The organism is Enterobacter hormaechei ATCC 49162, from assembly GCF_001875655.1.
GTDB lineage: Bacteria > Pseudomonadota > Gammaproteobacteria > Enterobacterales > Enterobacteriaceae > Enterobacter > Enterobacter hormaechei.
This window is the reverse complement of record NZ_MKEQ01000001.1, coordinates 1,744,260-1,770,107: the sequence shown is the minus strand read 5'-3', so window position 1 is coordinate 1,770,107 and position 25,848 is coordinate 1,744,260. Positions and strand designations below refer to the sequence as shown.

General features: G+C 55.1%; 24 protein-coding genes and 1 other RNA gene. 14 read left to right on the top strand and 11 right to left on the bottom strand.

Annotated elements, in window-relative coordinates; all coding sequences use genetic code 11:
- Positions 1-84 precede the first annotated feature (84 nt).
- Together glnK and amtB are read left to right on the top strand one after the other, a co-directional pair.
- Complete coding sequence (glnK, locus tag BH712_RS08985) at positions 85-423, top strand: P-II family nitrogen regulator (RefSeq protein ID WP_006809867.1); 339 nt, start codon at positions 85-87, stop codon at positions 421-423.
- Positions 424-458: 35 nt separating this feature from the next.
- Positions 459-1,745, top strand: a complete 1,287-nt coding sequence (gene amtB / locus BH712_RS08980) for an ammonium transporter AmtB (RefSeq protein WP_032673626.1) — start codon at positions 459-461, stop codon at positions 1,743-1,745.
- Between the two features lie 98 nt (positions 1,746-1,843).
- Here the strand turns inward: amtB and tesB are convergent, their stop codons facing one another.
- The gene (gene tesB, locus BH712_RS08975) at positions 1,844-2,704 is read right to left on the bottom strand and encodes an acyl-CoA thioesterase II (protein WP_006809865.1); all 861 of its coding nucleotides are present in this window, start codon (positions 2,702-2,704) and stop codon (positions 1,844-1,846) included.
- Between the two features lie 203 nt (positions 2,705-2,907).
- Between tesB and BH712_RS08970 the strand changes: the two genes are divergently transcribed.
- Entirely contained in the window at positions 2,908-3,435 is a 528-nt protein-coding gene (locus BH712_RS08970; protein ID WP_006809864.1) for a YbaY family lipoprotein, read from the top strand.
- 36 nt (positions 3,436-3,471) lie between these two features.
- Here BH712_RS08970 and BH712_RS08965 read toward each other — a convergent pair whose 3' ends face one another.
- Complete coding sequence (locus BH712_RS08965) at positions 3,472-3,783, bottom strand: MGMT family protein (protein WP_006809863.1); 312 nt, start codon at positions 3,781-3,783, stop codon at positions 3,472-3,474.
- 170 nt (positions 3,784-3,953) lie between these two features.
- Between BH712_RS08965 and ffs the strand changes: the two genes are divergently transcribed.
- The 3 genes from ffs (at position 3,954) to BH712_RS08950 (ending at position 4,760) form a co-directional block, all read left to right on the top strand.
- An RNA gene (ffs, locus tag BH712_RS08960) (signal recognition particle sRNA small type) lies at positions 3,954-4,050 on the top strand.
- Positions 4,051-4,296: 246 nt separating this feature from the next.
- On the top strand, positions 4,297-4,548 hold the full coding sequence (locus BH712_RS08955) for a hypothetical protein (RefSeq protein ID WP_006809862.1): 252 nt from the start codon (positions 4,297-4,299) through the stop codon (positions 4,546-4,548).
- A complete protein-coding gene (locus tag BH712_RS08950; protein ID WP_006809861.1) occupies positions 4,545-4,760 on the top strand; it encodes a hypothetical protein in 216 nt (71 codons plus the stop codon). Before BH712_RS08955 ends, BH712_RS08950 begins: the two co-directional genes overlap by 4 nt.
- 70 nt (positions 4,761-4,830) lie before the next feature.
- Here the strand turns inward: BH712_RS08950 and yczR are convergent, their stop codons facing one another.
- Positions 4,831-6,252 carry a MocR-like transcription factor YczR gene (gene yczR / locus BH712_RS08945; RefSeq protein ID WP_032673775.1) on the bottom strand — a complete coding sequence of 474 codons (1,422 nt, stop codon included), beginning with the start codon at positions 6,250-6,252 and terminating at the stop codon, positions 4,831-4,833.
- 84 nt (positions 6,253-6,336) lie between these two features.
- Here yczR and yczE point away from each other — a divergent pair, with 84 nt between their 5' ends.
- From yczE to BH712_RS08930, 3 genes are all read left to right on the top strand, one after another.
- A complete protein-coding gene (gene yczE / locus BH712_RS08940; protein ID WP_006809859.1) occupies positions 6,337-6,948 on the top strand; it encodes a membrane protein YczE in 612 nt (203 codons plus the stop codon).
- A 77-nt stretch (positions 6,949-7,025) separates the two neighbouring features.
- A complete protein-coding gene (locus tag BH712_RS08935) occupies positions 7,026-8,096 on the top strand; it encodes a LacI family DNA-binding transcriptional regulator (protein WP_006809858.1) in 1,071 nt (356 codons plus the stop codon).
- Positions 8,097-8,199: 103 nt separating this feature from the next.
- Complete coding sequence (locus tag BH712_RS08930; protein ID WP_006809857.1) at positions 8,200-11,289, top strand: beta-galactosidase; 3,090 nt, start codon at positions 8,200-8,202, stop codon at positions 11,287-11,289.
- Between the two features lie 35 nt (positions 11,290-11,324).
- Here the strand turns inward: BH712_RS08930 and BH712_RS08925 are convergent, their stop codons facing one another.
- On the bottom strand, positions 11,325-12,131 hold the full coding sequence (locus BH712_RS08925) for a nickel/cobalt efflux protein RcnA (protein WP_032673625.1): 807 nt from the start codon (positions 12,129-12,131) through the stop codon (positions 11,325-11,327).
- A gap of 134 nt (positions 12,132-12,265) precedes the next feature.
- On the opposite strand from BH712_RS08925, the gene BH712_RS08920 reads away from it, so the two are divergent.
- On the top strand, positions 12,266-12,538 hold the full coding sequence (locus BH712_RS08920; RefSeq protein WP_006809855.1) for a metal-sensing transcriptional repressor: 273 nt from the start codon (positions 12,266-12,268) through the stop codon (positions 12,536-12,538).
- Here the strand turns inward: BH712_RS08920 and BH712_RS08915 are convergent.
- The gene (locus BH712_RS08915) at positions 12,531-14,099 is read right to left on the bottom strand and encodes an EAL domain-containing protein (RefSeq protein WP_006809854.1); all 1,569 of its coding nucleotides are present in this window, start codon (positions 14,097-14,099) and stop codon (positions 12,531-12,533) included. The genes BH712_RS08920 and BH712_RS08915 overlap by 8 nt on opposite strands.
- Before the next feature lie 217 nt (positions 14,100-14,316).
- Here BH712_RS08915 and BH712_RS08910 point away from each other — a divergent pair, with 217 nt between their 5' ends.
- Positions 14,317-14,577 (top strand): type B 50S ribosomal protein L31, encoded by a 261-nt coding sequence (locus BH712_RS08910; protein ID WP_006809853.1) that lies wholly within the window; start codon positions 14,317-14,319, stop codon positions 14,575-14,577.
- 2 nt (positions 14,578-14,579) lie between these two features.
- A complete protein-coding gene (gene ykgO, locus BH712_RS08905) occupies positions 14,580-14,720 on the top strand; it encodes a type B 50S ribosomal protein L36 (protein WP_003859006.1) in 141 nt (46 codons plus the stop codon).
- Positions 14,721-14,755: 35 nt separating this feature from the next.
- Here the strand turns inward: ykgO and BH712_RS08900 are convergent, their stop codons facing one another.
- The 6 genes from BH712_RS08900 to acrA all read right to left on the bottom strand — a co-directional run bounded on the left by BH712_RS08900 (position 14,756) and on the right by acrA (position 21,591).
- Positions 14,756-15,223 carry a YlaC family protein gene (locus tag BH712_RS08900; RefSeq protein WP_006809852.1) on the bottom strand — a complete coding sequence of 156 codons (468 nt, stop codon included), beginning with the start codon at positions 15,221-15,223 and terminating at the stop codon, positions 14,756-14,758.
- A gap of 116 nt (positions 15,224-15,339) precedes the next feature.
- Complete coding sequence (maa, locus tag BH712_RS08895) at positions 15,340-15,891, bottom strand: maltose O-acetyltransferase (protein ID WP_006809851.1); 552 nt, start codon at positions 15,889-15,891, stop codon at positions 15,340-15,342.
- Between the two features lie 208 nt (positions 15,892-16,099).
- Entirely contained in the window at positions 16,100-16,318 is a 219-nt protein-coding gene (locus BH712_RS08890; RefSeq protein WP_001291436.1) for an HHA domain-containing protein, read from the bottom strand.
- 27 nt (positions 16,319-16,345) lie between these two features.
- Positions 16,346-16,720, bottom strand: a complete 375-nt coding sequence (gene tomB, locus BH712_RS08885; RefSeq protein WP_006809850.1) for an Hha toxicity modulator TomB — start codon at positions 16,718-16,720, stop codon at positions 16,346-16,348.
- 508 nt (positions 16,721-17,228) lie between these two features.
- The gene (gene acrB, locus BH712_RS08880) at positions 17,229-20,375 is read right to left on the bottom strand and encodes a multidrug efflux RND transporter permease subunit AcrB (protein WP_006809849.1); all 3,147 of its coding nucleotides are present in this window, start codon (positions 20,373-20,375) and stop codon (positions 17,229-17,231) included.
- 22 nt (positions 20,376-20,397) lie between these two features.
- Positions 20,398-21,591 carry a multidrug efflux RND transporter periplasmic adaptor subunit AcrA gene (gene acrA / locus BH712_RS08875; protein WP_006809848.1) on the bottom strand — a complete coding sequence of 398 codons (1,194 nt, stop codon included), beginning with the start codon at positions 21,589-21,591 and terminating at the stop codon, positions 20,398-20,400.
- Positions 21,592-21,732: 141 nt separating this feature from the next.
- Between acrA and acrR the strand changes: the two genes are divergently transcribed.
- Positions 21,733-22,386 (top strand): multidrug efflux transporter transcriptional repressor AcrR, encoded by a 654-nt coding sequence (acrR, locus tag BH712_RS08870; RefSeq protein ID WP_006809847.1) that lies wholly within the window; start codon positions 21,733-21,735, stop codon positions 22,384-22,386.
- A 113-nt stretch (positions 22,387-22,499) separates the two neighbouring features.
- Positions 22,500-25,847, top strand: coding sequence for a mechanosensitive channel MscK (gene mscK / locus BH712_RS08865; protein WP_006809846.1), 3,348 nt, complete (start codon positions 22,500-22,502; stop codon positions 25,845-25,847).
- The last annotated feature ends 1 nt before the right edge of the window (position 25,848 follow it).

The following is a 25,848-nucleotide window of genomic DNA, read 5'->3' as shown; positions in this document are numbered from 1 at the left end:
TCACATTTCAGTTCTGGCACACCCTTTGCAATATCCCTTTCGTGTTAGCTGCGGCCATTACCGAATTCTGACTGGAGGGGATATATGAAGCTGGTTACGGTGGTAATCAAACCATTCAAACTCGAAGACGTGCGTGAAGCGCTGTCTTCCATGGGTATTCAGGGGCTGACTGTCACCGAAGTGAAAGGCTTTGGGCGTCAGAAGGGTCATGCCGAGCTTTATCGCGGGGCGGAATACAGCGTTAACTTCCTGCCAAAAGTGAAGATTGATGTGGCGATTGCCGATGATCAGCTTGATGAGGTGATTGATGTCGTCAGCAAAGCGGCCTACACCGGAAAAATTGGCGACGGCAAAATTTTCGTTGCCGAACTCCAGCGCGTCATTCGCATCCGTACCGGCGAATCTGACGAAGCGGCGTTGTAAGTAACTCCTGGCACACAGTGATAGGGATCGAGAAAATGAAGATAGCAACAATGAAAACAGCTCTGGGGTCGCTGGCACTGCTGCCGGGCCTGGCAATGGCTGCACCGGCTGTGGCAGACAAAGCCGATAACGCCTTTATGATGATTTGCACCGCGCTGGTGCTGTTCATGACAATCCCGGGGATTGCGCTGTTTTACGGCGGTCTGATCCGCGGCAAAAACGTACTCTCCATGCTGACGCAGGTTGCCGTCACGTTCGCGCTGGTGTGCGTGCTGTGGGTGGTTTACGGTTACTCGCTGGCCTTCGGAGAGGGCAACGCCTTCTTCGGCAACGTTAACTGGGCGATGCTGAAAAATATCGAGCTGACCGCGGTGATGGGCAGCTTCTATCAGTATATTCATGTCGCGTTCCAGGGCTCGTTCGCCTGCATCACCGTGGGGCTGATTGTGGGCGCGCTGGCTGAGCGTATCCGCTTCTCTGCGGTACTGATTTTCGTGGTGGTCTGGCTGACGCTCTCCTATATCCCGATTGCACATATGGTCTGGGGCGGTGGTCTGTTAGCTTCTCATGGCGCGCTGGACTTTGCGGGCGGCACCGTTGTACACATCAACGCCGCGGTAGCCGGTCTGGTAGGCGCATACCTGATTGGCAAGCGCGTGGGCTTCGGTAAGGAAGCCTTCAAGCCGCACAATCTGCCGATGGTCTTTACCGGCACCGCCATCCTCTACTTTGGCTGGTTCGGCTTCAATGCGGGTTCAGCCAGCGCTGCTAACGAAATCGCCGCGCTGGCCTTCGTGAATACCGTGGTGGCCACCGCTGGCGCTATCCTTTCGTGGGTATTTGGCGAGTGGGCCGTCCGCGGCAAGCCATCGCTGCTGGGTGCCTGTTCTGGAGCGATTGCCGGTCTGGTGGGTATTACCCCAGCGTGCGGTTACGTGGGCGTAGGCGGTGCGCTGCTGATCGGTATCGTCGCGGGTCTGGCGGGGCTGTGGGGCGTTACCGCACTGAAACGTGTTCTGCGCGTTGACGATCCGTGTGATGTGTTTGGCGTACACGGTGTATGCGGCATTATCGGCTGTATCATGACCGGGATCTTTGCTGCCCAATCTCTGGGCGGCGTAGGTTACGCAGAAGGCGTGACCATGATGCATCAGGTGCTGGTACAGCTGGAAAGCATCGCGATCACCGTTGTCTGGTCCGGTGTTGTGGCCTTTATCGGTTACAAGCTGGCTGATATGACCGTTGGGCTGCGCGTGCCGGAAGAGCAGGAGCGCGAAGGCCTGGACGTCAACAGCCACGGCGAGAATGCGTATAACGCCTAATAAACAGCAAAACGGTAACCTTTTGGTTGCCGTTTTTTAATGTTTATTCCCTCTCCTTGTGGGAGAGGGCCAGGGTGAGGGCATCAGGCCGCACGACATCATCCGCGATTACGCATCACGCCTTCCTGCACGGTAGACGCCACCAGCACGCCATCCTGCGTATAAAACTCTCCGCGCACAAATCCTCGCGCACTTGAGGCAGACGTACTCTCCACGCTGTAAAGCAGCCACTCATTCATGTTGAACGGGCGGTGGAACCACATGGAATGATCAATCGTTGCCACCTGCATCCCTTTTTCCAGGAAGCCCACGCCGTGCGGCTGTAGTGCCACTGGCAGGAAGTTGAAATCTGAGGCATAACCCAGCAGATACTGATGTACGCGGAAATCTTCCGGTACGGTCCCGTTGGCCCGGATCCACACCTGGCGTTTCGGCTCGGCGGTGTGGCCTTTCATCGGGTTGTGGAACTCGACGGGGCGGATCTCCAGCGGTTTATCGCAGAGAAATTTCTCTTTAACCTGCGGCGGAAGAAGATGCGCCAGCGCGCGGGCAATCTCGGTTTCCGATTTCAGATCGTCCGGTGACGGGGCAGGCGGCATCATTTTTTGATGTTCATAGCCCGGCTCTGGCGCCTGGAACGAGGCGGTCATGTAGAAGATGGGTTTGCCATGCTGGATGGCCGCCACGCGGCGGGCGCTGAAGCTTTGGCCGTCACGCAGAACTTCCACGTCGTACACAATCGGTTTAGCGCTGTCACCGGGGCGTAAAAAGTAGCTGTGAAACGAGTGCACCAGACGGTCTGCCGGGACGGTCTCCTTTGCGGCATACAGCGCTTGCCCCACGACCTGGCCGCCAAAAACCTGGCGTAAACCTAAATCTTCGCTCTGTCCGCGAAAAAGCCCTTCTTCTATTTTTTCCAGGTTCAGCAATGTCAGCAGATTGTTCAGTGCCTGACTCATAGTGGTCCTCAATAAACGCCGTGGCGAAAGATACGCTGATTATAACGCAGAAATGAAAGTGGTCCGATGGGTAGAATAATCTTAATATCCGGACGAAATTAGGCATAAATCCGTGATTTGTGCCACACTTGTATTCGTTGTGTGAATAAAACGACATCAGATGGGATCGATCCCGCTGGTGCATTGATGATAAGGAGACTTCAATGAAACTCGTGCCTATGCTCAGTGGTGTAGCAATTGCGGTAGCGTTGTCCGCCTGTGCTGGTAAGAGTGCCGATGTACCGGTGCCAACAGCAAGCGCAAACGGGATTAACACCCTTTCACAGCAAGCTATTCAGCAGCCAAATGTTTCCGGTACGATCTGGATCAAACAGAAGGTTGCGCTGCCGCCGGATGCGGTTTTAACGGTCACGCTGTCTGATGCTTCCCTGGCGGATGCGCCGTCCAAAGTGCTTGCGCAGCGCGCGGTTCGTACAGAGGGTAAACAGGCGCCGTTCAGCTTTGTGCTGCCGTACAACCCGTCTGACGTGCAGCCTAATGCGCGCATCCTCCTGAGCGCGGCGGTAACGATCAACGATAAGCTGGTCTTTATTACCGATACCGTGCAGGAAGCGGTCAACAAAGGCGGCACCAAAATCGACCTGACCCTGGTACCGGTGCAGCAAACAGAAGTGCCTGTTGCAACGCAGACCAATCAGCCGACTCTGCCGACACCGCCAACACAGATGTAATCCTCTTTCGCCCTCTTCATGTTGACGAAGAGGGCGTCAGTACGCCCAGCGATATTTCTGCATATCAATCTGTCCTGCCCCGGACACCTGCACCCCTTCTGAAAGTAATGCCTGCCGCTGGCGCTGCAAGTCTGGCCCGGTGAGGGAAATTGCGCCATGGCGATTGACGACCCGGTGCCACGGTAACGTACTTCCCTCCGGTAGCCTTCTTAGTACGCCGCCAACCTGACGCGCCGCGCGCGGAGAACCTGCCAGCCGGGCGACTTCCCCATAGGTTGTGACACAACCTTCCGGAATTGAGGCCACGATTTGCCACACTCGCTGTGGGAAAGTGTCATGTTCGTCCATTGTTTCTCCTGCGGGAAATCAGCGAAGGGTAATGTTATACGAAGATAAACCCCATTGTCGGGTCAGTTTGCGCAATAATCCAGCATCCGGTTGCCAGCGGCTTGCAATTGCGGTGCTTCATGGGGATAATGCGCCAGCGCGTTGGTTATCAACGCTCTCAATGGGGGCTCTGTTGGTTCTCCCGCAACGCTACTCTGTTCACCAGGTCAGGTCCGGAAGGAAGCAGCCAGGGCAGACGACGTGGGTGCCGGGATGTAGCTGGCAGGGCCCCCACCCATTTGTGCTCCTCTCCAGTCGCTCCCCCTTTATAACCGCTCAAATGATGCGGCTATTTTGTTCCGTGTAATACAGCCTTCATTCAACTGAAATAATATTGTCATAAACCTGTAATAATAGACTGCCATTTTATTTTCGGATGTCTTTGTTTTGTCATAAGCAAAAAATATATATCTGGATAACAAACTTATCTTCGTGTATTAAATTAAACACGTGTTCCGAAAGGATGTGACAATCATGGTAACTGCGGTTTTAAACGTAAAGATTGATGAAGCGCTAAAAGAAAGACTTCGCCACTATGCGGAAGACAATAATGAAAATTTAAGCGTGACCACAGAGAAACTGCTGCTGCTGGCATTTGAAGCAGTAGAAGAGGCGGGAGTATCGGAAGAGGATGTTGATAATCAGCATACGGAAGAAGAGAGCGTAACTCCATTTACTCCTAAAGAAATCAAAGCACTACGTAAACTTCTGAAGAAGAGAAAATGAAACAACAACTATCGACTGCCAGTGACTACAACGAGGCCTGCAACCTGTTACGTTCCGGCTACGTGAAACATGTTCGCCTTGGCTGGAATGTAGGAAGTGATGAGTTCTTTCGAATTGCGTCTGACTGGTGTGATACCGGTGCAAAAATAAAGAAAGAAGGTGAAAATTTCATTATTTCGCTGAAAGGCTTCCCGATTCCACCTCAACATTAAGTTGTTCTTCATGAAAACTGCTGACTGCATGCGATACAGTCAGCAGTTTTTATTGTTTCTGGCGAATAATTTACACCAGGCTCCGTTTTACTGGCGCTACACTTTTATTTAACGCAAGCCACAGCGGTTTGATTCGCAATAAAGCCTCTTCAAGTTCTGGCGGATTGAGTGAGAAGGGCATACGCAGATAGCGGTCAAACGCGCCTGAAAGCCCAAAGCGCGTGCCGGTGCCCATAATGATACCTGTCGTCTCGGCGCGTGCCGCCAGTTGAGTTGCCAGCATGCCGGGCAATTCAATCCAGTATGAAAGCCCTCCCTCCGCTTCCTGAAAACGCCATTCGGGGAAATGTTCGCGCAGCATCTGGCCGCAGCGGTCGCGCCGTTCTGCCAGCATTTGCCGACGAGCAGGCAGGAAGGTTTCACTGTTTTCGATAAGCCACAGCGTGGCCAGCTGTTCCAGCACCGGAGAGCCGAGATCCAGCGTGTCGCGCGCCTGCGCGAGCGTGGCGATAGTGCGGGACGAGGCGCGGATCCAGCCGAGACGAAGCCCACCCCAGAAACTTTTTCCTGCGGAACCCAGCGTAATCACCGCGGCCTCCGGGTTGAAGGCGGCCAGCGGCGGCGGCGGGGGAGCATCGAACCAGAGATCGACCATGGTTTCATCCACCACCAGCGTGGTGCGGGTTTGCGCGGCGATATCGGTTATGGTCTGGCGCGTTGCGGCATCCATGCAGCGCCCCGTCGGATTATGAAAATCCGGCATCAGATAGGCCAGACGCGGGGCGGTCTGGGCAAGCGTTGCGGCAAAACCGTCGGTATCCCAGCCCGTTTCAGGCAACGAGACGCCCACGGGTCGGCACAGCGCCCCCTGAATGGCGGCTATCGCCAGCGGGTAGGTGGGATGATCCACCACCACACGATCGCCGGGGCCGGTCATCATTCTTAAGATCAGGGCGAAGCCGCTGACGGCACCGTTCACCACCATCACTTCATTTGCCCGGGTGGGCAGACCGCGTGCGGTGTAGCGGGCGGCGATAGCTTCACGCAGCGACGGAAGCCCAAGCTGATCGTACCCCGTCAATGCCAGATTCGGCGTGATGGCCGTCAGCGCGTGGGTGTAGGCCTGGTGGATCTCTGGCCCCGCGTTGAGCGCGGCGGTTGAGAGATCCAGCGCCGCGCTGGCAGTGGAAAGCGTGGGAACTGCACGGCTGTCGGGCAGGATCGTCCGCGAACCGCTGCCCTGACGGCTCTCCAGATAACCCTCTTCCCGCAGATGCGCCAGCGCGCTGCTGATGGTGGTACGGCTGACGTCCAGTGCGGCGGCCAGTTCCCGCTCTCCGGGCAGACGGGTGTTTAGCGCCAGCCTGCCATCCAGAATTAACAGGCGTAACGAATCAGCCAGCTGGCGCCACAGCGGGGTGCGGGAAGAGGCCTGTTGCCAGTGCCCTAACAGGCGTACCAGAGACTGGCTACCAAAACGACGTGATGACATGTGCAGTCCACTATTTGAAAACTGGACATTAATCATAGTGCCATTTTCACCGAAGATGGAACCTGGTTCCTGGGAGAAAAGAAAATGGTACGTCGTCTGGTACAACTTTATGTCGGTTTAGGCCTGTACGGGCTTTCAACCGCGATGTTTATTCGTTCGGACCTGGGTGTCGACCCGTGGGATGTGTTTCATCTTGGCATCGCCATCCAGACCGGAATGAGCATCGGCACGGTGATTATTTTAACCGGCGCCGCGGTGCTGCTGCTGTGGATCCCGCTGCGTCAGCTGCCGGGGCTGGGGACTATCAGTAATGTGATTTGTATCGGTCTGGCGGCAGATGCGTCAATGGCGCTGATCCCGGAACTGACCTCGCTGCCCGTGCGCATTATCCTGCTGGTTTCCGGCATTGTGGTTAACGCCCTTGCCACCGGGATGTATATCGGCGCGGGCTTTGGCGCAGGCCCGCGCGACGGCCTGATGACCGGTATCCACGCCCGGCTGGGCTGGTCGATCCGCAGCGTGCGTACCGCGATCGAGGTGACCGTGTTGATCGTCGGCTACCTCCTCGGAGGAGCGTTTGGCGTTGGAACCGTGCTGTATGCATTAACCATCGGCCCGCTGATCCAGCTCTGTTTGCCGTGGTTTCGCCAGAGGCCGCGCGTGCAAAACGCATCGCAGCCGGAGCAGGTTGTTTAATTTTGCGAAGCGCTCACAGGCTATGATGGCGTAACTGTGTCAGAATAGTGACCTCTCTTTTTGCGACGCCAGAATGTATGAAAGCGATCACTCTTTATGACGTTGCCCGCGTGGCGGGCGTTTCTTATCAGACCGTTTCCCGGGTGATTAACGACGCGGAACACGTTTCTGCCCGCACGCGGGAAAAGGTCCGGCAGGCCATGGCGGCGCTACACTATGTGCCTAACCGTGGCGCGCAGCAGCTGGCCGGGAAACGCACCCGCACGCTGGGGCTGATGACCAGCGATCTGGCGCTGCATGCGCCGTCGCAAATCGCTTCAGCTGTAAAATCCCGGGCAGGGGAGCGGGGGGCAAGCGTGCTCATCTCTATGGTGGAGCAGCCCGCGCAGTGGCAGGCTGCCTTGCAGGAGTTACTGGCGCAGCGCGTAGAGGCGCTGCTGGTGAACGTTCCGCTGGAAGATACGCAGGCAGAAATGCTTCAGGAAATGGCCTCGCCGATCCCGGTTCTTTTTCTCGATGTTTCCCCCTCCGCCCGGGTTAATAGCCTCGTTTTCAATGCCGAACAGGGCGCAGGCCTGGGGGCGGAGCATCTGCTTTCGCTGGGGCACCAGCGAATTGCGCTGCTCGCCGGGCCGGAAAGTTCTGTCTCTGCCCGGGCGCGTCTGGCGGGATGGAAAACCACGCTGGCTGAGGCTGGCGTGGAGGCGTTTGCCGTCGTTCAGGGGGACTGGAGCGCGGCCTCGGGCTATGAGAAAGGGCATCAGCTTTTAGCGGGGGCAGAACTGCCAGAGGCGATCCTCGTCGCTAACGATCAGATGGCGCTCGGCGTGATACGCGCCTGTGCTGAAAAAGGCGTTGCCGTGCCGGGTCAGATCTCGGTTGTCGGATTTGATGATACGGCAGACAGCGCGTGGTTTTCGCCCCCGCTGACCACCGTTCGGCAGGCGTTCCGCGAGGCCGGTGAACGCAGCGTGGAGTGGCTCATGGCGCCTGCCCATCATGAGGAACGCCGGCAAGAACAACTTCCCGTTACCTTGATCGTTCGTCATTCCACCGCGCCGCGCGCCGCACAGCAGGCCGATCGTGAAGATCTGGCGCAACAGCTAAGAACGCTGGCGCTGCTGGCGGAGAAACTGGCGCGCCGCTAACGCTTTTGTGATCGGCCTCGCCTGGTGACGATCAAAGTCTTTACCGCCACCGTTTACCAGGGCATGTTGATTAAAATTGTGAGCGCTTCGCAAAGAGGTTGATATGTCTTCTACATTGCCGCTGACCCTCAGCGCACTTCTGGCCCGTCGTGACTGGGAAAACCCCGGCGTAACGCAGTGGAACCGTCTGGCCGCGCACGCGCCGTTTCATAGCTGGCGCGATGAAACCGTTGCCCGGGAGGATAAGCCTTCTCTGAGCAGGCGCTTGTTGAACGGTGTCTGGCGATTCAGCTTTTTCCCGGCGCCAGAGCAGGTTCCCGAGGCATGGGTCACGGACGATCTGGCGGATGCCGTTGAGATGCCTGTGCCATCGAACTGGCAGAGGGAAGGATTTGATATCCCCATTTATACCAACGTCACCTATCCGATAAATGTGAACCCGCCGTATGTTCCGGCTGAAAACCCAACCGGTTGTTACTCGCTCACATTTGAGATGGATGATGCCTGGCTGAGCGGCGGGCAAACCCGCATTATTTTTGACGGGGTGAATTCAGCTTTTCATCTGTGGTGTAACGGCCAGTGGATGGGCTATTCGCAGGACAGCCGTCTGCCCGCTGAGTTCGACCTCAGCGCCGTGCTGCGACCGGGGCAGAACCGCCTGGCGGTGATGGTGTTACGCTGGTGCGACGGAAGTTACCTGGAAGATCAGGACATGTGGCGGATGAGCGGCATTTTTCGTGACGTCTCGCTGTTGCACAAGCCGGAAACGCGGATTGCGGATTATCAGATCGTGACCGATCTGAATGCCGAATGCGATCGGGCGGTACTCAGGGTTGACGTTGCGCTGGAAGGATCACGCTACGCCGAATGCGAGGTGGCGTTTACCCTGTGGCGTAACGGCGAAGCCTGTGCGCGAACCACGCAACAACCCGGATCGGCCATTGTGGATGAACGTGGCCGTTGGGCGGAGCGGCTCACGGTGGCGATGCCCGTGAACAATCCCGCGCTGTGGAGCGCTGAAACACCGGAATGCTATCGGCTGACCCTGTCGCTTCGGGATGTGCAGGGCAACGTGCTGGAGACTGAAGCCTGCGATGTTGGCTTCAGACGCGTCGACATCAGCAACGGTCTGCTGAAGCTTAACGGCAAACCGCTGTTGATCCGCGGCGTGAACCGTCATGAACATCATCCTGAGAAGGGGCAGGTGATGGATGAGGCGACCATGCGCCGCGACATTGAACTGATGAAGCAGCATAACTTCAACGCCGTGCGCTGCTCGCATTATCCGAACCATCCTCTGTGGTACACGCTTTGCGATCGCTACGGCCTGTACGTGGTCGATGAGGCGAATATTGAAACCCATGGCATGGTGCCGATGAGCCGCCTGGCGGACGATCCGCGCTGGCTGCCTGCCATGAGCGAACGCGTAACGCGTATGGTGCAGCGGGACCGGAATCATCCGTCAATTATCATCTGGTCCCTGGGGAATGAGTCTGGTCATGGGGCGAACCACGATGCGCTGTACCGCTGGCTGAAAACCACCGATCCCACGCGGCCGGTGCAGTACGAAGGCGGCGGCGCCAGCACGGCGGCAACCGATATTGTCTGCCCGATGTATGCCCGCGTCGATCAGGATCAGCCGTTCCCGGCGGTGCCAAAGTGGTCGATTAAAAAGTGGATCGGCATGCCGGACGAAACCCGTCCGCTGATCCTGTGCGAGTATGCCCACGCGATGGGCAACAGCTTTGGCGGCTTTGCCAGCTACTGGCAGGCATTCCGTAGCCATCCCCGGTTGCAAGGCGGGTTTGTCTGGGACTGGGTCGATCAGGCGCTGACGAAAAAAGCGGAAGACGGCACGGCATTCTGGGCCTACGGCGGCGATTTTGGCGATACGCCTAACGATCGTCAGTTCTGCCTCAACGGGCTGGTGTTTCCCGATCGTACTCCGCACCCCGCCCTTTACGAGGCACAGCGTGCCCAGCAGTTCTTTACCTTTACGCTGGTGAGCACTGCTCCGCTGGTGGTCGAGATCCAGAGCGATTATCTGTTCCGTCATACTGATAACGAGCATCTGCAATGGTCGGTGGCGCGTGACGGTGCGGTATTGGCCTCTGGCGAAATAGCCCTTTCTGTGGCACCCCAGGGGACGCAGCGCGTTGAGATCCCGTTGCATGAACTTGCCGCTGAGCCGGGCGAAGTCTGGCTCAATGTGGAGGTTGTTCAGCCGCAGGCCACACCGTGGTCGCCACCCGGCCATCGTTGTGCCTGGGATCAGTGGCCGCTCCCGGCTCCGCTGTACCTTGCGCCACCGAAAGCAGGCGGGATCCCTCCGCAGCTAACGGTGCAGGACGAGGTGCTGGATATCACTCATCAGCAGCAGCGCTGGCAGTTTAGCCGTCTCACCGGCAACCTGATCCAGTGGTGGAATGGGAGCGCTGAAACGCTCCTTTCTCCGCTAACGGATAACTTTACCCGCGCCCCGCTGGACAATGACATTGGCGTCAGCGAGGCGACCCGCATCGATCCGAACGCGTGGGGGGAGCGCTGGAAAGCGGCGGGGATGTATGAGATGTCCGCGCGCCTCCTCCAGTGTGAAGCGGAGCAGCATGCCCGTGAGGTGGTGGTGACCACGCAGCACGTCTGGGAGCATCAGGGTAAAGCGCTGTTTATCAGCTGCAAGGTCTGGCGGATTGATGACCACGGTGTGCTGCACGGTGATGTGCAGGTGACGGTGGCGTCTGATATTCCTGAGCCCGCTCGCGTGGGCCTGAGCGTTATGCTGGCGGATATCCCGGAAACGGTGCGCTGGCTGGGGCTGGGTCCGCTGGAGAACTATCCGGACAGAAAACTGGCGGCGCAGCAGGGGCGATGGGCGTTACCGCTGGAAGAGATGCATACGCCGTATATCTTCCCGACGGAGAACGGTTTGCGCTGCGACACCCGCGAGCTGACGTTTGGCTCCCATCAGTTGCAGGGACAGTTCCATTTCTCACTGAGCCGTTATAGCCAGCGGCAGCTGCATGAGACAACGCATCAGCATTTGCTGCGGGAAGAGGCTGGCTGCTGGCTAAATCTTGACGCGTTTCACATGGGCGTAGGGGGGGACGACTCATGGAGCCCGAGCGTGGCCCCGGCCTTCATTCTGCAAAACCGCCAGCTGCGCTACACGTTTAGCTGGCAGCAGAACGGCTGAGCGGTAACGTGCGGCCACTGTTGTGGCCGCAATGCTTATCCCAGGATCCCGCTTACGCCGTGAATGCCCATATAAATCCCGACGAGCGCGATCAGTGCCGCGGAGATCCACGGCGCCTTGCGCGAAAAGGCGCTAAAGCCGGGCCAGCGCTTCGCCGCGTGTTTCATGCTTAATGCGGCAATTGCGCCAGAAGCAACGAGTGTGAGCGCCAGTCCGATACTGAAGCTGAACACCAGCGTGGCGCCGAGCGCAAAATGTTTCAGTTGCAGGCAGATCAGCAGCACGGTAATGGAGGCCGGACAGGGGATAAGCCCACCGGTCAGGCCGAATAACGCGATTTGCCCGGTAGTGACCTCTCTACCCTTGAAGCGTCGGTTAATGTCCTGGGCGTGTGCGCGCTGGTGGGCATCCTGCCACTCCTCTTCAACCAGAGGAGACGAGTGGTCATGATGATGCGCGTGGTCGTGATGATGATGATGATCATGATGGTGGTGATGCGGCTGGCTCTCCCGCCAGGTCCGCCACGCCATCCACAGGGCGATCGTCACGATCAGAACCCCGGAGATCAGCTGAAACCATGGCTCAGACGTATGTGCATCCCATCCCCGACCAAACCATAATCCCGCCATCGCAATGATCCAGACGACCGCCGTATGAGACAGCGTTGCGGCCAGCCCAAGCAATACCGCCTGTTTCAGCGTACCGCGGATCGCCACGATGAAAGCCGCCATCATTGTTTTTGAATGACCTGGTTCAAGGCCGTGGAGCGCGCCAAGCAGGATGGCGCTGGGGACAAACAGCCAGGCGTTGCCCTGCTGAATAAGAGAAGAAAAATCGTTCATTGAATATTCCGGGGTGGAAAACATGCCGGGAATAGTACTCCCCCCCAGTAGGTTAATACTACCCCCCAGTAGAAAAATACCCAGGGGGAGTAGAGCGTGATATGCTTTTTACGTCACCAAAGAGGAGCTAAGCGATGTCACACACGGTCCGTGATAAAAAGAAGTTATTGACCCGCCTGAAGAAAATTCAGGGGCAGAGCACTGCGCTGGAAAAAATGCTCAACAGCGATCATGAATGCGCCGAGGTGTTACAGCAGCTGGCGGCGATCAGGGGCGCGGTAAACGGCATGATGATGCAGGTGATTGAGGGACATTTAACCGATCACGTGGTGAAAGAGCCAGAGGAAGCGCAGCGCGAGGCCGATCTCGGGGTCGTGATGCAGGTGATCAAATCGTACCTTAAGTAATGTGCTTCTCCAGGTTGTGTCCGGCCCAGAGAATGAAATCCGCTTCAGGCAGCGCCTTGCTGAAATACCAGCCCTGGCCGTACTGCACGCCGTGGCGATGCAACCATTCAATCTGCCCTTCAGTTTCAATGCCTTCAGCGACCATCGCCAGTTTAAGCGATTTGGCCATTTCGATGATGTGGGGAGTCACGTGCTTGTACTCCAGCGCGTCCACAAAGGATTTATCAATCTTCAGAGTATCGACATCCAGATCCTGCAAATAGCTCAGGCTGGAGTAACCCGTACCAAAATCATCGATGTAGATAGCGTGCCCGGCGCGGCGAAACGCAGCGATGGCAGGCACGCTGACGGCGGGATCGGCAAAGCCGCGCTCGGTTAATTCAAGGGCGATCTGGCGCGGGTGAACTTCCCATTTGTTGAGCAATTGACTCAGCAGGCGAGGCAGCTCGGGAGACGTTAAATCGGATGGCGCAAGATTGACAGAGATGTGCATTTCCGGATGCTGATGCAGCCAGGCGCCTAAATCCTCAAACACCTCATTCACCACCAGTTGCGTCAGCGTTGAAATCAGCCCCGTCTGCTCAGCCAGCGGAACAAAGAGATCGGGCGACAGGTTAGTGCCATCTGGCTGCGGCCAGCGCATCAGCGCTTCAGCACCCACCAGTTTTCCACTACACAGCGCCACGATGGGCTGATAGTGAACCTCAATCTCCCGGTTGTTGATCGCGTCGATCAGGCGGTGACGCGGGGATAACAACCGGCGGAGGATGCGCAGAACAATAAGGGCAGCAACCAGGCTTATCAGAATGCCAGCCGGTAGCCAGATGATCAGCTGTTGGTGCCAGGATTCCGCCAGCGGTTTCAACGACGCCCAGGCGATTACCGTAAAGCCAAGCTCGGGTACGGGTTTAAAAATATACATCGAGCCGTTGTACTGGAGGCTTGAAATGTCCTGCTTATCACTCACCCTGGTAAGAATGTGCGGATCGGGCGGATTGCTGTGGGCGAATATACGATGGGTTGAACTGCCCACCAGCGCGGCGTCCATCGAAATATCACCGAACGGAACAACATCCACCAGTGATGCCGGATCGATCATGACCAGATAATGGCCTTTCCCCATAACGACCATATAGCGGTGAATACCAAGGTCGTTCTGCGAGGTGAGCCACGCGCGGTAACCATCCCCGGTGATTCGCATAGGAGGGGGTAAGGTTGCCGTATTACTGGATTGTTCCAGAGAAGAGCAGAGCGGCTTCGTACTCTCGATATACATCACTTCCTGGATATAGCGCCACGAAAATGCGACCCGACGCATCTCGCGTAAATGCAGGGGGGAACAGGGGGGCGCATCGAATGTTTGCATGTGCGTGAGCGCCTGTTTTGCCTGGGAGACGACTCTGTCGGTGCGTACCAGGACGCGTGACGCGAAGATGTCCAGTGCATCCACAAATTTATCCTCTGCCTGACGATGCGCCAGCCAGATACTGAGGCACACAGGGACCAGCACTGAGAAGATCAATACGCCTGTTACCAGGTTGACCAGATGTCGGGTTCGCATGCTGCTTTATCCTTTCCCTATGCCCGCCTGGGGCATGGAGATTCCGCGCCAGAGGAGAAGGTTTTTTATCGTTAAATGATATCGTTATAGCATGCGACAGTCTCAGGCAGGTATCTGAATAAACCTTTCAAAAACAGGCGGAGCGTCACAGGGGTTGTTTTTGCAGCAAAGCCCAGATATTATTTTGTTATGTTATAACAATACATGAAGGCCAGAGATGAAACCGAATATCCATCCAACCTATCGCACCGTTGTGTTTCATGACACCACGGCGAATGAATACTTTAAAGTCGGCTCAACGATTAAGACAGACCGTGAAATTGAGCTTGAGGGAGAAACGTATCCCTACGTCACCCTTGATGTCTCCTCTAAATCACATCCGTTTTACACCGGGAAGCAGAAGACCTTCTCGACGGATGGCAGCGCGGCGCGCTTCCGCAAGCGTTTTGGCGGCTTTCTTGATGCGAAGCGAGGCTAATCATGCAGGTGCTTAACTCATTGCGCAGTGCAAAACAGCGTCACCCGGATTGCCAGATCGTTAAACGTAAAGGGCGTCTGTACGTGATTTGCAAATCTAACCCGCGTTTTAAGGCGGTGCAGGGGCGTAAAAAAAGGCGCTAAACACGTGCTCAGCGCCTTTTCCTGGTGCAGCCCTGTCAGCTACTGGCAGGGCGGGAGAGGGTAAAAACGTCATAAAACGACAGTTCGCCTTTGGTCGAAACCATTTTTTGTAGCTTCTCTTTAAGCCCGGTTTCGACTGAGGGGGAGCGCATAATATTGTCGATGAGTTCAGGCGGCACATAACGCGTGTTGTACCACTCCCCGTTGTAGCACACGCGGAAATCGAGTACGTCGATATCTTCATACCGGTAACGCGGATTGACGTCGAAAAAGAAAAACGCGTTAAACACCACGAACAGCACAACCAGCAGCCAGACGGAATCGACCAGCGTTTCAGATCTCAGCATGACGATAAGCGTTGCCAGCCAGGCGGCGTACATGGCGACGAACAAACCGGGGTGTTTGCGAATAAAGCTGATGCTAAAGCGCGGGCGATTGTCGCGCTTTTCGCGGGTATTGAGATCGTCGATGGTGGCGGTAAGCAGGCGCTGTATCTCTGTCATTTTTTGCCTTTATGATTGTTGAAAATACAGGTGATCGGCCTATTTTATGAGAGGGGTTTACGCGATGAAAGTAACAGTTATGCCAGGAAAAAGCATAACAGTTACTCAGTATGCACTTAGAGCATTTTTATGATTTTTGCCGGATTCCCGCCTACGACCGCATTGGCCGGGACGTCTTTGGTCACTACCGCACCGGAAGCAATCACCACATTATCGCCAATGGTCACGCCCGGATTAATCACCGCGCGTCCGCCGATCCAGACGTTATCTCCAATAGTGACCGGTTTACCGTACTCCAGCCCACTGTTACGTTCGGTCGCATCCAGGGGATGCGTGGCCGTATAAATGTGAACACCCGGTGCGAGCATACAGTTATCACCAATATGAACAGGACAGACGTCAAGCATTACGCAGTCGAAGTTGGCGTAAAAATTTTTGCCCAAATAGATGTTATAGCCATAATCGCAGCGGAAGCTCGGCTCGATATAGGCACCTTCGCTTTGGCCCAGCAGCTCAGCTAACACGGCGCGACGTTCGGCTTTCTCATCGGGTGCGGTATGGTTATAGCGGTGAATAAGATGACGCGCGCGTAAACGGTCAGCCCGCAGCGTGTCATCGCCAGGGCGGTAATATTCACCTGCAATCATCTTCTGTTTTTCTTCACTCATGGGAACCTCTCTGGGATCGTTTTACGTAGCGTAAAGAGGATTAGCCGGAAAGGGAACGTTCCCTAAAAGTGGCTGTGACGGAAATCACAACATTCTTGCGCAGAGATACGTTTTATACGGGAACCTGGCGTTTGCACTTGAAGCGTAATACGAAAGGTAAATTCAGCTTAACAACGGGCGTAGTGCCTTTATAGCCTCTCTTCAATGATTAACGGACAAATTTCCATACCGAAGAGGGGATCTTGTCATACAGTTTATTCATGGTCAGTTCAGCAAGGCGATGGTCAGCGGCTGAATAAAATACCGCCAGTTCATTATCAGACAGCTCGTATTTATTTTTCTCAATAACACGTTCGAGGGTGTCAATTGACTGGCAGCGTCGCAGGCGCATCAAATAATCGACTTTCGTTAATGGTTTTTCAGACATAAATTCACCTTAGTAATTGTAATAATTCTAACAGGAAAGACTAACCGGGTTTGCTCTGCTGACATTCGTGAAGCAGCGAAATAGACGGTTTCCTGATTTACGCCATTTCTGCAAATCCTGTGCGTTAATGCCGTAGCTGCTGAACAACATAAAGGTGTCGTCCAGGTATTCATCAATTTGCTCTATCAACTTATTATCTTCATTGTACTTAATTTTATAATTAAGTGCGAAGGTAGCGATATGCTCAATCAGCTCGTTGAGCTGTAAATTGATAGCAGACGTTGGATCGTTTACCCAGCCATGATTACTTTCTTCAAGATTGGCAAGGCAGTCATGGTACAAGGATTCGCAGAGAAATTTCAACTGCGCGATATCATGCCTTTTTGGCGAGTACTCGTCCATAGCGCATCCCCTTCTGAGTGATTTTTTACTCACCGAACATCATGTCGGGATGGATACAACTTGTTAAGCCACACGGGAGCTGTGTTCCTGATAACTCTAACTATAAGCCACTCTGATCAAGATTTCACCGCGCTATTACGAAAAATTACAATTAAATCGTTACTGTGCGAGCCTTTACGCAAATGTACCTTTTGCAGCGAACGCGTTAATCAATAAAAAAGACGTTTTTTATCGCTTCCTTAAAATTCATTGAGTTAGCGCAAAGTTTCATGTGAAGTCCGAAATCAGATATCTTCAGATATTTTTCATTACTTAGGAATAGTCCGAATAATTTACGCCGAGAAATGAGAATAAAAGAAGGCTAAGTTCCTGGTGTAAGTTATCAGCCTATTATGATAGGCCTTATTAAAAAGAAGAAAATAAATAGAATGACAATAGGTCTATTTTATGAATTTTCAGAAAATGAAAAAGGCCGCAAATGCGGCCTTTTTATCATGTGAAACCGGTATCAGTGATGTTCTACCGAGTGATTGTGCTCAACATCTTCATTTTTACGGCTGAAGCGGCGACGAACCACCACGAAGAACACCGGCACAAAGAAGATGGCGAGAACGGTCGCCGTGACCATACCACCCATTACACCGGTACCCACCGCGTTCTGCGCGCCGGAGCCAGCACCGGAGCTGATAACCAGCGGCATAACACCCAGGATAAATGCCAGGGACGTCATCAGGATTGGACGCAGACGCATACGCACCGCTTCAAGCGTCGCCTCGATAAGTCCTTTGCCTTCTTTCTCCATCAGATCTTTGGCGAATTCAACGATAAGTATCGCGTTCTTCGCCGACAAGCCAATGGTTGTCAGCAGGCCTACCTGGAAGTAAACGTCGTTGGTCAGCCCACGGAACGTTGCGGCAAGCAGCGCACCGATAACCCCCAGCGGTACCACCAGCATTACGGAGAACGGAATCGACCAGCTCTCATACAATGCCGCCAGACACAGGAACACCACAATCAGTGAAATGGCGTACAGGGCAGGGGCCTGGTTACCGGACAGACGTTCCTGATAGGACATGCCGGTCCAGTCGTAGCCGATACCCGCAGGCAGTTTGCTGGCCAGTTCTTCCATCAGGTTCATGGCTTCACCGGTGCTTCGGCCTGGTGCCGCCTGACCGAGGATTTCCATCGATGGCAAGCCGTTATAACGCTCCAGACGTGGCGAACCGTATTCCCAGTGCGAGGTTGAGAAGGCGGAGAACGGCACCATCTGGCCATTGCTGCCGCGAACGTACCAGTTGTTGATATCGTTCGGCAGCATGCGGTATTGCGCTTCAGACATCACGTACACTTTCTTCACGCGACCACGGTCGATGAAGTCGTTGACGTAGCTACCGCCCCAGGCCGCGCCCAGCGTGGTATTGATGTCGCTGATGGACACGCCCAGCGCCTGAGCTTTCTCCTGGTCGATATCGATTTTGTACTGCGGCGTATCTTCCAGGCCGTTAGGACGTACACCCACCAGCAGGTCAGGGTGTTTTGCCACCTCACCAAACAGCTGGTTACGCGCCTGAGTCAGTTTTTCATGGCCCAGACCGCCCTGGTCAATCAGCTGGAAGTCGAAGCCGGTCGCCGTACCCAGTTCAACAATCGCTGGCAGGTTAAAGGCGAAGACCATCGCATCTTTAATCTGCGAGAAGGTGCCCATCGCACGGCCAGTAATCGCCTCTACCTTGTTCTCTGCGCCCGGACGTTCAGACCAGTCTTTCAGAGAAACGAAGGCGATACCGGTGTTCTGACCACGACCCGCGAAGCCAAAGCCGTTAACCGCAAACACGGATTCAACGTTGTCTTTCTCTTTGGTCAGGAAGTAGTCGGTCATCTCATCCAGCACTTTCTGCGTACGCTCTTGCGTCGCACCGGCCGGAAGCTGAGCCATGCTCAGGAACACGCCCTGGTCTTCATCGGGCAGGAACGAGCTTGGCAGACGAACGAACAGGAAAGCCATCCCTACCACGATGATGATATAGAGCAGCAGGTAACGACCGGTGCTGCGCAGGATGTTACCCACGCTGTCGGTGTAGTGGTGCGTGCTCTTATCAAACATGCGGTTGAACCAGCCGAAGAACCCTTTGTGCTCGCCGTGGCCGCCTTTCTGAATCGGCTTCAGCATCGTTGCGCACAGGGCTGGCGTCAGGATCAGTGCAACCAGTACCGACAGGGCCATCGCCGAAACGATGGTGATGGAGAACTGACGGTAAATCGCACCGGTAGAGCCGCCGAAGAAGGCCATCGGGATAAATACCGCTGACAGTACCATCGCGATACCGACCAGCGCGCCCTGGATCTGGCCCATTGATTTACGGGTTGCTTCCTTCGGCGGCAGGCCTTCTTCCGCCATGACACGCTCGACGTTCTCTACCACCACGATGGCGTCATCCACCAGCAGGCCGATGGCGAGCACCATCCCGAACATTGTCAGGGTGTTTATCGAGTAGCCAAATATCGCCAGCACCGCGAAGGTCCCGAGCAGTACAACCGGCACGGCGATGGTTGGGATCAGCGTTGCGCGGAAGTTTTGCAGGAACAGGTACATGACCAGGAAGACGAGGATGATCGCCTCAACCAGGGTTTTTACCACTTCGTGAATCGAAATTTTAACGAATGGCGTGGTGTCATACGGATAAACGATTTTCAGACCTGACGGGAAGAACGGTTCCATCTTCTTCAGCTCTGCACGGATAGCCGTCGCGGTGTCCAGGGCGTTAGCGCCTGTCGCCAGTTTGATACCCAGGCCGGAAGCCGGTTTGCCGTTGAACTTCGCAACTACGTCGTAGTTCTCACCGCCCAACTCAACCTTCGCCACGTCACGCAGGCGCACCTGCGAACCATCCTGATTCACTTTCAGCAGAATTTTACTGAACTCATCGGCGGAGGTCAGACGCGTTTGGGCGATGATAGAGGCGTTAAGCTGCTGGCCTTTCACCGGCGGCGTACCACCCAACTGACCGGCGGCAACCTGGGCGTTCTGCGCTTTAATCGCGTTAATCACGTCAACCGGCGTCAGCTGGAAGTTGTTCAGTTTATTCGGATCCATCCAGATACGCATCGCGTACTGGGAACCGAACAGCTGAACGTCACCCACACCAGACGTACGGCTGATGGCGTCTTTCATGTTGGCGCCCACGTAGTCGGAAATATCCTCCTGCGTCATGGTGCCGTTGGTGTTGATTACGCCGACAACCATCAGGAAGCTACTGGACGATTTCTCGACGCTCACACCCTGCTGTTGCACTTCCTGCGGCAGCAGGGGCATCGCCAGCTGCAATTTGTTCTGCACCTGAACCTGCGCAATGTCCGCATCCGTACCGGATTCAAAGGTCAGGGTGATCTGAACCGTACCGGTTGAGTCACTGTTTGAGGACATGTACATCAGGTTATCGATACCGTTCATGTTCTGTTCGATAACCTGCGTAACGGTGTCCTGCACCGTTTTGGCATCAGCGCCCGGGTAGGTTGCGGAGATCGTCACTGCCGGCGGCGCAATCGTTGGATATTGCGCAACAGGCAGCTTCAGGATCGCAAGTCCCCCGGCCAGCATGATGATTATGGCGATCACCCACGCAAATATGGGGCGATCGATAAAGAAATTAGGCATGTCTTAACGGCTCCTGTTTAAGTTAAGACTTGGTTTGTTCTGACTGGCCAGCGGCCGACGCTTGTTGTTTGTCGTCAGATTTCACTTCCTGAGCTTTGACCTGCGCACCAGGACGAACTTTTTGCAAACCAGTAATAATTACGCGATCGCCATCTTTCAGACCTTGCGTCACCAGCCACTTGTCGCCAATCGCCTGCGTTGCAGTGATATTGCGCATTTCGACTTTGTTATCGGCACCCACAACCAGCGCGCTCGCATCGCCACGTGGCGTACGGGTCACACCTTGCTGCGGAACCAGAATGGCGCTTGGGTTAGTCCCTTCTTCAAGACGGGCGCGTACGAACATACCTGGCAGCAGGGTTTTATCCGGATTCGGGAAAATCGCCCGGATGGTGATAGAGCCGGTGGTCTGATCGACGGTCACATCAGAAAATTCCAGTGTGCCGGTCTGTGAGAACTTGATACCGTCGTTGGTAACCAGTTCCACTTTGGCTTTACCGTTTTCCTGTTTCAGTTGACCGCTGGCCAGTTCCTGTTTGAGACGCAGGAAATCGTTGCTGGACTGGGTGACGTCAACGTAGATCGGGTCAAGCTGCTGCACAGTGGCCAGCGCGGTAGTTTGACCGTTCTGCACCAGCGCACCTTCGGTGACGGCAGATTTACCAATGCGACCGCTGATAGGGGAGGTCACTTTGGTGTAGGCCAGGTTAATACGCGCGGTTTCTACCGCCGCTTTTGCCGCCACAACGGCTGCGTTAGCTTGCTGCGCATCGGCCAGGGCAGTGTCGTAATCCTGTTGGCTGATGTACTGCGTGCCGAGCAGTTTCTTGTAACGATTCAACGTCAGCTGCGAAATTTTGGCCGCTGCTTCGGCTTTCGCCAGATCGCCCTTCGCGCTCTCATAAGACGCCTGATAGGTTGCTGGATCAATCTGATACAGAGACTCACCTGCTTTGACATCACCGCCCTCGGTAAAGTTACGTTTCAGGATGATACCGCTTACCTGAGGGCGCACTTCCGCAATGCGGTAGGCGCTGGTGCGGCCCGGTAGTTCTGTTGTCATCTGGAGAGGTTCGGATTTGAGCGTCACGACGCCAACTTCTGGCACCTGCTGAGCTCCTTGTTGAGCCTGTTTGTCGTCACATCCTGTAAGCGCTAAGCTGCCTGAGAGCATCAGAACGACCGCCAGAGGCGTTAACCCTCTGTTTTTGTTCATATGTAAACCTCGAGTGTCCGATTTCAAATTGATCAAGGGTCCTGAGTCTAAAAACCCATTGCTGCGTTTATATTATCGTCATGCTATGGTACATACATTCATAAATGTATGTAAATCTGACTCCTGTAAATTCATCAACGTATGGCACGAAAAACCAAACAACAAGCGCTGGAAACCCGACAACACATTCTTGATGTGGCGATGCGTTTGTTTTCACAGCAGGGTGTTTCGGCAACCTCGCTGGCACAGATTGCTCAGGCCGCGGGCGTCACGCGGGGAGCGATTTACTGGCATTTCAAAGACAAGTCCGACCTGTTTGGTGAAATCTGGGAGCTTTCAGAGTCCAGCATTAGCGATCTTGAGAGTGAGTATCGGGCAAAATTCCCTCACGATCCACTCTCAGTGTTAAGAGAAATTCTAGTATATATCCTTGAAGCGACAGTTGTTGAAGAGCGTCGCCGTCTGATGATGGAAATCATCTTCCATAAATGTGAGTTTGTTGGCGAAATGGCGGTGGTTCAGCAGGCGCAGCGCGACCTCTGTCTGGAAAGCTACGATCGCATCGAACAGGTGCTCACAGAATGCATGCAGGCCAAAATGCTTCCCGCCACATTACTCACCCGCCGGGCGGCGATCCTGATGCGCAGCTATATTTCCGGCCTGATGGAAAACTGGCTTTTCGCCCCGGAGTCGTTCGATCTTAAGTCAGAGGCGCGCAGCTACGTGGAAATTTTTCTCGAGATGTGCCAGCTCTGTCCGACTCTGCAAAGTAAACTTAGCCCGCGCCCTGCCTGATCGGATCCGGTAAAAATTGTAGACGCTTACCTTCGTGCTATTCTGCTTCATCCGGGCGTGATATCCTTCACGCCCGACTATTTCCGGTCATTTCTCACATCACATTCAAGACTATGCTGCACACCAATCGCTCGCAACATCCTGTTCTGGCCGTTTTCTTGATCCTGCTGTTTTACTTTGCAGCCGCACCGCTTTCGTATGCCCGTGCAGACAACGGCAGTGACACTCCCACGCGTGCTGAGGTTCAGGCGCAACTCGACACCCTGAATAAGCAGAAAGATCTCTCCGCCCAGGAGAAACTCGTTCAGCAGGATCTGACGGAAACCCTGGAAACGCTGGACAAGATCGATCGCATCAAAGCCGAAACGGCCCAGTTGCGACAGAAGGTGGCTCAGGCGCCGGAAAACATGCGTAAGGCTACGGAGGCGCTGAATGCGCTCAGCGACGTCGATAACGACGATGAAACCCGAAAAACGCTTACCACGCTGTCGTTGCGCCAGCTTGAGTCGCGCGTGGCGCAGTTGCTGGACGATCTGCAAACGGCGCAGTCCGATCTCTCGACCTACAACAGCCAGCTGGTTTCGCTGCAAACCCAGCCAGAGCGCGTGCAGAACGCCATGTATTCCGCGTCGCAACAGCTTCAGCAGATACGTAACCGTCTGAATGGCATCACCGTGGGGGAAGGGGCGCTTCGTCCCACCCAGCAAACGCTGCTGAATATCCAGCAGACGTTGCTGAACGCGGAGATTGAACAGCAGCGCAAGAGTCTGGAAGGCAACACGGTGCTACAGGATGCGCTGCAAAAACAGCGTGACTACGTGACCGCGAATATCAACCGGCTTGAGCATCAGCTTCAGCTGTTGCAGGAAGCGGTGAACAGCAAGCGCCTGACGCTGACCGAAAAAACGGCGCAGGAAGCGGTCTCGCCAGACGAAACGGCGCGTATTCAGGCCAACCCGTTGGTGAAGCAGGAGCTGGAGATTAACCACCAGTTGAGCGAGCGTCTGATTCAGGCGACGGAAAACGGCAGCGCGCTGGTGCAGCAAAATATCAAAGTCAAAAACTGGCTGGATCGCGCGTTGCAGGCCGAGCGTAACGTCAAAGAGCAGATTGCCGTCCTGAAGGGCAGCCTGCTGCTGTCGCGCATTCTCTACCAGCAACAGCAGACGCTGCCGTCCGCCGACGAGCTGGAAGATATGACCAACCGCATTGCGGATCTGCGACTTGAACAGTTTGACGTCAACCAGCAGCGCGATGCGCTGTTCCAGAGTGATACCTTCGTTGCCAAAGTGGAAGAGGGCCATTCAAGTGAAGTGAACGCAGAAGTTCACGACGCGCTGTTACAGGTCGTGGACATGCGCCGCGAACTGCTCGATCAGCTTAACAAGCAGCTGGGCAATCAGCTGATGATGGCGATTAACCTGCAAATCAACCAGCAGCAGCTGGTGAGCGTTTCAAAAAGCCTCCAGGAGATCCTGACCCAGCAGATTTTCTGGGTGAACAGCAACAAACCCATGGACTGGGACTGGTTTAAATCTTTCCCGGAAACGCTGAAATCCCAGATCAAAAGCATGAAAATTACCGTGAACTGGGAGAAAGCCTGGCCTGCGGTGATGATTGCCTTCCTGGCCGGATTACCGCTGTTATTGATTGCCGGGTTGATTCGCTGGCGTTTGAAATGGCTGAAACAGTACCAGGCGAAGCTGGCCTCGGAAGTGGGGCAACTGCGTAACGACAGCCAGCTGCACACCCCGAAAGCTATCCTGATCGACCTGATCCGTGCTCTGCCGGTCTGCCTGTTGATACTCGCCGTGGGCCTGATCCTGCTGACCATGCAGCTGAATATCAGCGATCTGCTGTGGGCGTTTAGCAAGAAGCTGGCGCTGTTCTGGCTGGTGTTTGGCCTGTGCTGGAAAGTGCTGGAAAAAGATGGCGTCGCCGTCCGCCACTTCAACATGCCGGAAAAACTCACCAGCCACTGGCGTCGCCAGATTGTGCGCATCAGCCTCGCGCTGCTACCGCTGCACTTCTGGTCTGTTGTGGCCGAGCTTTCGCCGCTGCATCTGATGGATGACGTGCTGGGGCAGCTGGTGATTATGCTCAACCTGCTGCTGATTGCCGTCCTGATGTGGCCAATGTGCCGCGACAGCTGGCGGGATAAAGAGTCTCACAATCTTCGTCTGGTTACCGTAACGGTGCTGGCGATCATTCCGCTGGCGCTGATGGTGCTGACCGCGACGGGTTACTTCTATACCACGCTTCGTCTGTCAGGCCGCTGGATCGAAACGGTTTATCTGGTGATTGTGTGGAACCTGCTGTTCCAGACCGTGCTGCGTGGTTTGAGCGTGGCGGCGCGCCGCATTGCGTATCGTCGTGCTGTTGCCCGTCGGCAGCATCAGGTGAAAGAGGGGGCTGAAGGGGCAGAGCCGCAGGAAGAGCCGACCATTGCCCTGGAGCAGGTTAACCAGCAAACGATGCGTATCACCATGCTGGTGATGATCGCGCTGTTTGCGGTGATGTTCTGGGCCATCTGGTCTGATTTAATCACCGTCTTCGCCTACCTCGACAGTATCACCCTCTGGCAATACAACGGTACCGAAGCGGGCGCTGCGGTAATGAAAAGCGTCACCATGGGCAGCCTGCTCTTTGCGCTGGTGTCGTCAGTGGTGGCCTGGGCGTTGATCCGCAACCTGCCGGGTCTGCTGGAAGTGCTGGTGCTCTCAAGGCTGAACCTGCGCCAGGGGGCGTCGTATGCTATTACCACCATCCTGAACTACGTCATTATTATTGTCGGGGCGATGACGGTATTCGGTTCGCTGGGCGTCTCGTGGGATAAACTTCAGTGGCTGGCGGCGGCCTTGTCGGTAGGTCTGGGCTTCGGCTTGCAGGAGATCTTCGGTAACTTTGTCTCTGGCCTGATTATCCTGTTCGAACGTCCGGTGCGTATCGGTGATACCGTCACTATCGGCACCTTCTCCGGGACCGTCAGTAAGATCCGTATTCGTGCGACCACCATTACCGACTTCGATCGTAAAGAGGTGATCATCCCGAACAAAGCGTTTGTGACCGAGCGCCTGATCAACTGGTCGCTCTCGGATACCACCACCCGTGTGGTGATCCGACTCGGGGTGGCCTACGGATCAGATCTGGATAAAGTGAAAGAGGTTCTGCTGGAAGCCGCGAAATCACATCCTAAAGTGATGCACGATCCTGCACCTGACGTGTTCTTCACCACCTTCGGGCCAAGCACGCTGGATCATGAGCTGCGCCTGTACGTACGCGAACTGCGCGATCGCAGCTACACCGTCGATGAGCTGAACCGCACCATTGACCGTCTGTGTCGTGAAAACAACATTAATATCGCCTTCAACCAGCTTGAAGTGCACCTGCGCAATGAGAAAGGCGATGAGCATACGGAAGTGAAGCGCGAGATTAAGGGGGATGACCCTACTCCCGCCTGAA

Excerpts from the sequence above, each read along its gene's own strand:
- tomB (WP_006809850.1), bottom strand. The coding sequence starts at position 16,720 with ATGGACGAGTACTCGCCAAAAAGGCATGATATCGCGCAGTTGAAATTT.
- acrR (WP_006809847.1), top strand. The coding sequence starts at position 21,733 with ATGGCACGAAAAACCAAACAACAAGCGCTGGAAACCCGACAACACATT.
- BH712_RS08910 (WP_006809853.1), top strand. The coding sequence starts at position 14,317 with ATGAAACCGAATATCCATCCAACCTATCGCACCGTTGTGTTTCATGAC.
- BH712_RS08925 (WP_032673625.1), bottom strand. The coding sequence starts at position 12,131 with ATGAACGATTTTTCTTCTCTTATTCAGCAGGGCAACGCCTGGCTGTTT.
- BH712_RS08955 (WP_006809862.1), top strand. The coding sequence starts at position 4,297 with ATGGTAACTGCGGTTTTAAACGTAAAGATTGATGAAGCGCTAAAAGAA.
- BH712_RS08970 (WP_006809864.1), top strand. The coding sequence starts at position 2,908 with ATGAAACTCGTGCCTATGCTCAGTGGTGTAGCAATTGCGGTAGCGTTG.
- yczE (WP_006809859.1), top strand. The coding sequence starts at position 6,337 with ATGGTACGTCGTCTGGTACAACTTTATGTCGGTTTAGGCCTGTACGGG.
- tesB (WP_006809865.1), bottom strand. The coding sequence starts at position 2,704 with ATGAGTCAGGCACTGAACAATCTGCTGACATTGCTGAACCTGGAAAAA.
- BH712_RS08935 (WP_006809858.1), top strand. The coding sequence starts at position 7,026 with ATGAAAGCGATCACTCTTTATGACGTTGCCCGCGTGGCGGGCGTTTCT.
- ykgO (WP_003859006.1), top strand. The coding sequence starts at position 14,580 with ATGCAGGTGCTTAACTCATTGCGCAGTGCAAAACAGCGTCACCCGGAT.
- BH712_RS08900 (WP_006809852.1), bottom strand. The coding sequence starts at position 15,223 with ATGACAGAGATACAGCGCCTGCTTACCGCCACCATCGACGATCTCAAT.
- maa (WP_006809851.1), bottom strand. The coding sequence starts at position 15,891 with ATGAGTGAAGAAAAACAGAAGATGATTGCAGGTGAATATTACCGCCCT.
- BH712_RS08915 (WP_006809854.1), bottom strand. The coding sequence starts at position 14,099 with ATGCGAACCCGACATCTGGTCAACCTGGTAACAGGCGTATTGATCTTC.
- acrB (WP_006809849.1), bottom strand. The coding sequence starts at position 20,375 with ATGCCTAATTTCTTTATCGATCGCCCCATATTTGCGTGGGTGATCGCC.
- BH712_RS08930 (WP_006809857.1), top strand. The coding sequence starts at position 8,200 with ATGTCTTCTACATTGCCGCTGACCCTCAGCGCACTTCTGGCCCGTCGT.
- glnK (WP_006809867.1), top strand. The coding sequence starts at position 85 with ATGAAGCTGGTTACGGTGGTAATCAAACCATTCAAACTCGAAGACGTG.
- amtB (WP_032673626.1), top strand. The coding sequence starts at position 459 with ATGAAGATAGCAACAATGAAAACAGCTCTGGGGTCGCTGGCACTGCTG.
- acrA (WP_006809848.1), bottom strand. The coding sequence starts at position 21,591 with ATGAACAAAAACAGAGGGTTAACGCCTCTGGCGGTCGTTCTGATGCTC.
- BH712_RS08890 (WP_001291436.1), bottom strand. The coding sequence starts at position 16,318 with ATGTCTGAAAAACCATTAACGAAAGTCGATTATTTGATGCGCCTGCGA.
- yczR (WP_032673775.1), bottom strand. The coding sequence starts at position 6,252 with ATGTCATCACGTCGTTTTGGTAGCCAGTCTCTGGTACGCCTGTTAGGG.
- BH712_RS08920 (WP_006809855.1), top strand. The coding sequence starts at position 12,266 with ATGTCACACACGGTCCGTGATAAAAAGAAGTTATTGACCCGCCTGAAG.
- BH712_RS08950 (WP_006809861.1), top strand. The coding sequence starts at position 4,545 with ATGAAACAACAACTATCGACTGCCAGTGACTACAACGAGGCCTGCAAC.
- mscK (WP_006809846.1), top strand. The coding sequence starts at position 22,500 with ATGCTGCACACCAATCGCTCGCAACATCCTGTTCTGGCCGTTTTCTTG.
- BH712_RS08965 (WP_006809863.1), bottom strand. The coding sequence starts at position 3,783 with ATGGACGAACATGACACTTTCCCACAGCGAGTGTGGCAAATCGTGGCC.